Origin of the sequence: Arthrobacter sp. 49Tsu3.1M3 (assembly GCF_900168135.1) — a bacterium.
GTDB lineage: Bacteria > Actinomycetota > Actinomycetes > Actinomycetales > Micrococcaceae > Arthrobacter.
Map to the genome: position 1 here is coordinate 80,570 of NZ_FUZD01000019.1, position 7,114 is coordinate 87,683.

Consider the following 7,114-nt stretch of genomic DNA (forward strand, 5'->3'; position numbering starts at 1 on the left):
GGAACTCACATGGCAACAGAGACAGTTGCGAAACCACGCACCAGCATGCGCGTACACGTCCAGAAATTCGGGACGTTCCTGTCCGGAATGATCATGCCCAACATCGGCGCCTTCATCGCCTGGGGCTTCATTACGGCGCTCTTCATCCCGGCCGGCTTCTTCCCCAATGCGGAGCTCGGCAAGCTTGTCGGGCCCATGATCACGTACATGCTCCCGCTGCTGATCGGCTACACCGGCGGCCGGATGGTCTACGGCGTGCGCGGCGGCGTGGTGGGCGCGGTGGCCACCATGGGCGTCATCGTCGGTACCGACATCCCCATGTTCATCGGTGCCATGATCCTTGGCCCGCTCACTGCCTGGATCATGATGACGCTGGACAAGATCTGGGAAGGCCGCGTCAAGCCGGGCTTCGAAATGCTGATCGACAACTTCTCGGCAGGCATCGTTGCCGCCGCCATGGCGGTCGTCGGCATGCTGGTGGTCGGCCCGATTGTGAAGGCCTTCAGCAATGGCGCCAGCGCCGTCGTCGAATTCCTGGTCACCAACGGCCTGCTGCCCTTCACCAGCATCTTCATCGAGCCCGCAAAGGTCCTGTTCCTCAACAACGCCGTTAACCACGGCATCCTCACCCCGCTGGGCACGCAGCAGGCGCTCGAGCAGGGCAAGTCCATCCTGTTCCTGCTCGAAGCCAACCCCGGTCCGGGCTTCGGCATCCTGCTCGCCTTCTCATTCTTCGGCAAGGGCCTGGCCAAGGCATCCGCGCCGGGCGCAGCGGTGATCCAGTTCGTCGGCGGTATCCACGAGATCTACTTCCCGTATGTGCTGATGAAGCCGATGACGATCTTCGCCGCAATCGGCGGCGGCATGACCGGCATCTTCACGCTCGTGGTTACCGGCGCCGGACTCCGCTCCCCGGCAGCCCCGGGCAGCATCATCGCGGTCTACGCCTCAACAGCACGCGACAGCTACGTCGGCGTGACGCTCTCCGTCCTGTTTGCCACCACGGTGTCCTTCCTGATCGCCTCGGTGGTCCTGAAGGCCAGCAAGGCGCCCGCCGAAGACGACCTCGATCAGGCCACCCACCGGATGGAGGCCCTGAAGGGCAAGAAGAGCTCGGTGTCCGCGGCCCTGATCGGTGAGGGCGTGGGCGCCAGCGGCGTCGCCGTCCTCGCCACCCCGATCAAGAACATCGTCTTTGCCTGCGACGCCGGCATGGGCTCCAGCGCGATGGGCGCCTCGGTGCTCCGCAACAAGATCAAGGCCGCCGGATTCCCGGACGTCAAGGTCACCAACTCCGCGATCGCCAACCTCACCGACACGTACGACGTCGTCATCACCCACCAGGACCTGACCGAAAGGGCCAAGCCCGCGACCGCCAGCGCCGTGCATGTTTCTGTGGACAACTTCATGAACAGCCCGCGGTACGACGAGATCGTGGAACTGGTCGAGGCCAGCAACACGGAACCCGGCGCCACGGAGGCGGCCCCTGCCGCGGCCGCCGCCGGCACCGCCACCGCAGAGGCCCCCGCGGCCGCCGAGGCAGAAGCCGAGGAGGGTCCCGCGGGCATCCTGGTGGCCGAAAGCGTCGTCCTCAACGGCCACGCGACCACGCGGGACGCCGCGATCGACGAGGCCGGGCAGCTGCTGCTGGACCGCGGCGCCGTCGACTCCGGCTACGTGGATGCCATGCACGAACGAGAGGAATCCGTCTCCACGTACATGGGCAGCTTCCTGGCCATCCCGCACGGCACCAACGCCGCGAAGGACCACATCATGAAGTCGGCGGTTTCGGTTGTCCGCTACCCGAACGGCATCGACTGGAACGGCAAGGAAGTGAAGTTCGTCGTCGGTGTGGCCGGCGTCAACAACGAACACCTGCACATCCTGTCCTCAATCGCCAAGGTCTTCACCAACAAGGCCCAGGTGGCCCAGCTCGAGGCGGCCACCACGGTTGACGAAGTGCTGGCCCTGTTCGGAAAGGTCAATTCCTAGTGAAGGCTGTTCATTTCGGAGCCGGAAACATCGGGCGCGGCTTCGTGGGCCTGCTGCTGCACGACGCGGGGTATGAGGTGGTGTTCGCCGACGTCGCGGACGCCCTCATCACCGAGCTGGCCGCCGCGGACAGCTACGAGGTCCACGAGGTCGGAGAGAACCCCGCTGTCCGTACCGTCGACAACTTCCGGGCGCTGAACTCCGGCACCCAGGAAGCCGACGTCGTCGCGGAAATCGCGACGGCGGACATTGTCACCACCGCAGTGGGGCCGCACATCCTGAAGTTCGTGGCGCCCGTGATCGCCAAGGGGATCGCCGCCCGTGCCGCCGGGCTGGCGCCGCTGCAGGTGATGGCGTGCGAGAACGCGATCAACGCCACGGACATCCTGAAGTCCGAGGTCGTTGCCCAGTGGGATCCGGCCGCGGGCGCCCTGGACGCGGCCGCCGTGTTTGCCAACACGGCGGTGGACCGGATTGTGCCGAACCAGGAGGCCGGGCAGGGCCTGGACGTCACGGTGGAGACGTTCTACGAATGGGTGATCGACCGTACCCCGTTCGCCGGGAAGGAGCCGGTGGTCCCGGGCGCGACGTTCGTGGACGATCTGGCACCGTACATCGAGCGGAAGCTGTTCACCGTCAACACGGGGCACGCGGCGGCAGCCTACTTCGGATTCGAGGCCGGGCTGGGCAAGATTTCCGAGGCCATGGCCGACCAGGACGTCGCGGCCGATGTGCGCGCCGTCCTGGACGAAACCAAGGAGCTGCTGGTGGCCAAGCACGGCTTCAACCGGGCCGAGCAGGAGGCGTACGTGGAAAAAATCCTGGGCCGCTTCTCGAACCCGCACCTCCCGGACACCGTCACCCGGGTGGGCCGTGCCCCGCTGCGCAAACTCAGCCGGCACGAGCGCTTCATCGGTCCCGCTGCCGAGCTGGCCGAACGCGGAATTGTCCCCGAGGCGCTGCTCGGGGCCATCGCCGCGGCCCTGCGCTTCAATGATCCGGCCGACGCCGAGGCGGTGGAGCTGGCGAAAATCCTCTCCGCGTCCACGCCGGACGAGGCCACGGAGAAGATCACCGGCCTGCCGGCGGACCACCCGCTCTTTGCCGCCGTCTCCTCCCTCATCGAGGAGGCCAAAGCGGTCGTCTAGCCCCTCCAGCCGAACGACGCTCCCTCAGATCGCGCGGGTTTTTCGGTGACGCTCCCTCAGCTGATGGTCCGACGCAGGCCCTCCCTCACTTTTGGTGAGGGAGGGCCTGCGTTTTTGACGCGAAAAGTGAGGGAGGGTCTGGCCTGATTATTGACCATTAGGTTGCCTAACTGTTAGGCTACCTAACTATGAACGACAGTGAACCGGCCGACCCGGGCCTCCTCGCTCTCGCCGAGGACTTCCGCGAGGCCCTCCGCCACAGCATCTACCTCGTCCGCCGCCTGGACGCCGACGGCGAACTCAGTGCCGCCCAGCTCAGCATGCTCAAGATGCTTTTGGACGCCGGGCCCGCCGCAGGAGGCGTGCGGGTGGGCGAAATCGCCCGGAACCTCGGCGTCAAAGTGCCTAGTGCCACCGAGCAGATCATCAAGCTCGAACGCGCCGGCCTCGCCCGGCGCGAGCCGGACCCCGACGATTCCCGCGCCGTCCGGGTCACCCTCACGGACGCCGGCCTCGCCGCCGTCGCATCCGCCAACGAGCGCCGCAACACCGTCATGGCCGGCGTCCTCTCGTCCCTTTCGGACGAAGACCGCGCCGCCCTCGCGGCCGCCCTCCCGGTCATCGGCAGGATCAACGCGACGCTCCTGGCCTGATCTTCACCCAACAATTCCAATCACTTAGGAGTGCCCCCATGCACGGCCAGCCCGCCGACACCCTGCCGGCAGCGGAAGTAACCCTCGAGGCCGAGAAGGCCTCACTGCTCAAACAGCCCAAGGCGGTGTGGGCCACGGCCCTCGCGGCGGTGTTCGCCTTCATGGGGATCGGCCTCGTGGACCCCATCCTGCCGGCAATCGCCAAGAACCTGGACGCCTCGCCGAGCCAGGTGTCGCTGCTCTTCACGAGCTATTTCCTGGTGACCGCCGTCGCCATGCTGATCACCGGCTACGTTTCCTCCCGGATCGGCGGGAAGCGGACGCTGCTGATCGGGCTGGCGGTCATCGTCGTGTTCGCCTCCCTGTCCGGCACGTCGGGCAGCGTGGCTGAGCTCATCGGCTTCCGCGCCGGCTGGGGGCTGGGCAACGCCCTGTTCGTGGCCACGGCGCTGGCCGTGATCGTCGGCGTCGCAAGCGGCGGCGCCGGCATGGCGATCATCCTGTACGAGGCCGCGCTCGGCCTGGGCATTTCCCTCGGCCCGCTCCTGGGCGCACTGCTGGGCGGCTGGCAGTGGCGCGCCCCGTTCTTAGGCACGGCCGTGCTGATGGCCTCCGCGTTCATCGCGCTGATTGCCCTGCTGCCCAAGACGCCGCTGCCCGAGCGGAAAGTCCGGCTCCGGGATCCGCTGCTGGCCCTGGGGCACAAGGGACTGCGGACGACGGCGGCCAGCGGCCTGTTCTACAACTACGGCTTCTTCACCGTCCTCGCCTTCACGCCCTTCATCCTCGGCATGGACGCCTACGGGATCGGCGGGGTGTTCTTCGGCTGGGGCGTGGCCGTCGCGGTCTTCTCAGTGTTTGCCGCCCCGGTGCTGCAGAACCGCTTCGGAGCGGTCCGGGTCCTCACCGGCACCCTGGTCCTGCTGATGCTCGACCTTGTGGGACTGGGCCTGGCCGCCGGGCACTCGGTGCCGGCCGTCGTCGTCCTCGTGGTTATTTCCGGGGCGCTCCTTGGCATCAACAACACCATCTACACGGAGCTGGCCATGGGGGTTTCCGACTCGCCGCGGCCGGTGGCCTCGGCCGGCTACAACTTCGTGCGCTGGATGGGCGGCGCTCTGGCACCGTTTGCCGCGGCGCAGCTGGGCGAGCACTTCGGCCCGCAGGTGCCCTTCTTCGCCGGCGCGCTGGCCATGGTGGCCGCCATTGCCGTCGTCTTCGGCGGACGCCGCTACCTGGCCGCGCACGAGCCGCACGTGGTGTAGCAACGCCCGGTGTTGTGCAGAACCCGCTGAGGTGACAAAGAACGCCCATGCTTCCGAGGAAGCATGGGCGTTCTTTGTCGGGTCGCTGAGGCCGCGGCGGGCCTCACAGAAGCGCCGGCTCAGGCCCTGGCGGACTCTTTCGCCGACTCCTTGGCGGCTTCCTTTGCGGATCCCTTGGGCACGAACAGGGTTTCGGCCTGCTCCAGGGACATGCCGTTGGTCTCCGGGACCTTGAACATGACGAAGAAGAACGACGCCGCCGCGAACAGCGCGTACATGGCGTACGTCAGCGGCAGGGAGGCCGCGGCCATGACCGGGAAGCTCAGGGTGATGGCGAAGTTGGCGATCCACTGCGCGGCCGCGGCCAGGCCCAGGGCCCGGGCGCGGATCCGGGACGGGAAGATCTCCCCCAGCAGCACCCACACCAGCGGGCCCCAGGAGGCGCCGAAGCTGATGACGAAGACGTTGGCGGCGACCAGTGCCGCCGGACCCCACGCCCCGGGCAGCGAGATAGCGTCGCCGGAGCCGGTGGCCGAGCCGAAGGCCAGCGCCATGGTGCCCAGCGAGAGGGCCATGCCGACGGAGCCGGCCAGCATGATCGGACGGCGCCCGATCCGGTCCACCAGGGCGATTGCCACGAGCGTGACCAGGATGTTGGTGACGGCGGTGGCCACGGAGATGGTGAGCGAATCTTTTTCCTGGAAGCCCACGGCCTTCCACAGCGTGGTGGAGTAGTAGAAGATCACGTTGATGCCGACGAACTGCTGCAGCACGGACAGGATGATGCCGATCCAGACCACCGGCTGCAGGCCCAGGGCCTTGCCGCGCAGGGATCCCTTCTGGCCGGCAAGCTTGTCCTCGTCGATGGCCTTCTTGATGTCGCGCAGGTGCCGGTCCGAGTCCTCGTCCGGGGCGATCGACTTGAAGACCCTCAGGGCCTCCTCGTCCTTGCCCTGGAACACCAGGAACCGCGGCGATTCGGGCAGGGTGAAGGCGATCCAGCCGTAGACGACCGCGGGGACGGCGGCGGCCATGAACATCCAGCGCCAGGCTTCCAAGCCTAGCCACAGGGCCTGGTCCGCGCCGCCGGCCGACGTCGCGAACACAGCGTCGGAGAGCAGGGCTGCGAAGATGCCGGTGGTGATCGCCAGCTGCTGCAGCGAGGCCAGGCGGCCCCGGACGTGGCGGGGGGAGATTTCGGAAATGTAGGCCGGCGCGATCACCGAGGCCAGGCCGATGCCGAGCCCGCCCACCAGGCGCCAGAAGATCAGGTCCCAGACGCCGAACGCGAACCCGGTGCCGATGGCGCTGACGAGGAACAGCAGCGCACCCAGCTTCATGGCCGGGATCCGGCCGTAGCGGTCGGCGATCTTGCCGGCCAGGTAGGCCCCTGCCGCGCAGCCGAGGAGGGCCACGGCGACGGCGAAGCCGGTCACGGCCTCGCTGAGGGCGAACTCGTCCTTGATCGCGTCGACGGCACCGTTGACGACGGAGGAGTCAAAGCCGAAGAGGAAGCCACCGACGGCGCCCGCTACGGCCAGCCAAATGACCCTTTTGGGGATCTTGGCGGCGGTCTGGTCATGGGTGGTGGTCATACGGCTCCCTTGGCAGTTCGCGGTCCACGGCTTTCGCCGCAACTACCCAGTCTTACACCCGACCCGGCGTGCCGCCTGTCACAACCACCGGAAAGTGAGACGAAACATACACTTTTCGGCTGCTGCGGCTGAGGGCGGACGACGACGGCAGGCAGTCCGAAAGACTGCCTGCCGTCGTCGTGGTCCAGACCTCGGGACCGCCCTAGTTGTACTGAGCCATCAGGTTGGTGACACCCGGGTGGTGGGTGTGGTTCCGATGCCGGTGTGGATTCGTTCAGTGTTGTAGTGCTGGAGCCAGGGCGCAAGTGCGGCTTGGCGGTGGGTGCTGCTTGTGAAGGCCTGCCGGTAGGCCCATTCGGTTTGCAGGGTCCGGTTGAAGCGTTCGGCTTTGCCGTTGGTCCAGGGGCAGTGGGGCTTGATGAAGCGCTGAACGGCTCCGAGGTCCGTGACGGCCTGGCGGA

At 67.2% G+C, this 7,114-nt stretch carries 6 protein-coding genes; 4 read left to right on the forward strand and 2 right to left on the reverse strand.

All coding sequences use genetic code 11. The features are described from left to right. The first annotated feature begins 9 nt into the window (after nucleotides 1-9). From B5X90_RS17055 to B5X90_RS17070, 4 genes are all read left to right on the forward strand, one after another. Entirely contained in the window at nucleotides 10-1,992 is a 1,983-nt protein-coding gene (locus B5X90_RS17055) for a PTS mannitol transporter subunit IICBA (protein WP_079555139.1), read from the forward strand. Beyond that, nucleotides 1,992-3,140 carry a mannitol-1-phosphate 5-dehydrogenase gene (locus tag B5X90_RS17060; RefSeq protein ID WP_079555140.1) on the forward strand — a complete coding sequence of 383 codons (1,149 nt, stop codon included), beginning with the start codon at nucleotides 1,992-1,994 and terminating at the stop codon, nucleotides 3,138-3,140. The genes B5X90_RS17055 and B5X90_RS17060 overlap by 1 nt, the downstream gene beginning before the upstream one ends. 188 nt (nucleotides 3,141-3,328) lie before the next feature. Next, complete coding sequence (locus B5X90_RS17065; RefSeq protein WP_079555141.1) at nucleotides 3,329-3,793, forward strand: MarR family winged helix-turn-helix transcriptional regulator; 465 nt, start codon at nucleotides 3,329-3,331, stop codon at nucleotides 3,791-3,793. A 38-nt stretch (nucleotides 3,794-3,831) separates the two neighbouring features. Beyond that, nucleotides 3,832-5,058: an MFS transporter gene (locus tag B5X90_RS17070; RefSeq protein ID WP_079555142.1), complete on the forward strand. Its 1,227-nt coding sequence runs from the start codon at nucleotides 3,832-3,834 to the stop codon at nucleotides 5,056-5,058. A gap of 119 nt (nucleotides 5,059-5,177) precedes the next feature. On the opposite strand, the gene B5X90_RS17075 is transcribed toward B5X90_RS17070, so the two are convergent. Together B5X90_RS17075 and B5X90_RS17080 are read right to left on the reverse strand one after the other, a co-directional pair. Further along, entirely contained in the window at nucleotides 5,178-6,653 is a 1,476-nt protein-coding gene (locus tag B5X90_RS17075; protein WP_079555143.1) for a sugar porter family MFS transporter, read from the reverse strand. A gap of 219 nt (nucleotides 6,654-6,872) precedes the next feature. Then, on the reverse strand, nucleotides 6,873-7,114 hold a 242-nt coding region (locus B5X90_RS17080; protein WP_143264793.1), incomplete at its 5' end, for an integrase core domain-containing protein.

Coding starts and splice junctions, on each gene's coding strand:
- B5X90_RS17055 (WP_079555139.1), top strand. CDS start 10: ATGGCAACAGAGACAGTTGCGAAACCACGCACCAGCATGCGCGTACAC.
- B5X90_RS17065 (WP_079555141.1), top strand. CDS start 3,329: ATGAACGACAGTGAACCGGCCGACCCGGGCCTCCTCGCTCTCGCCGAG.
- B5X90_RS17070 (WP_079555142.1), top strand. CDS start 3,832: ATGCACGGCCAGCCCGCCGACACCCTGCCGGCAGCGGAAGTAACCCTC.
- B5X90_RS17075 (WP_079555143.1), bottom strand. CDS start 6,653: ATGACCACCACCCATGACCAGACCGCCGCCAAGATCCCCAAAAGGGTC.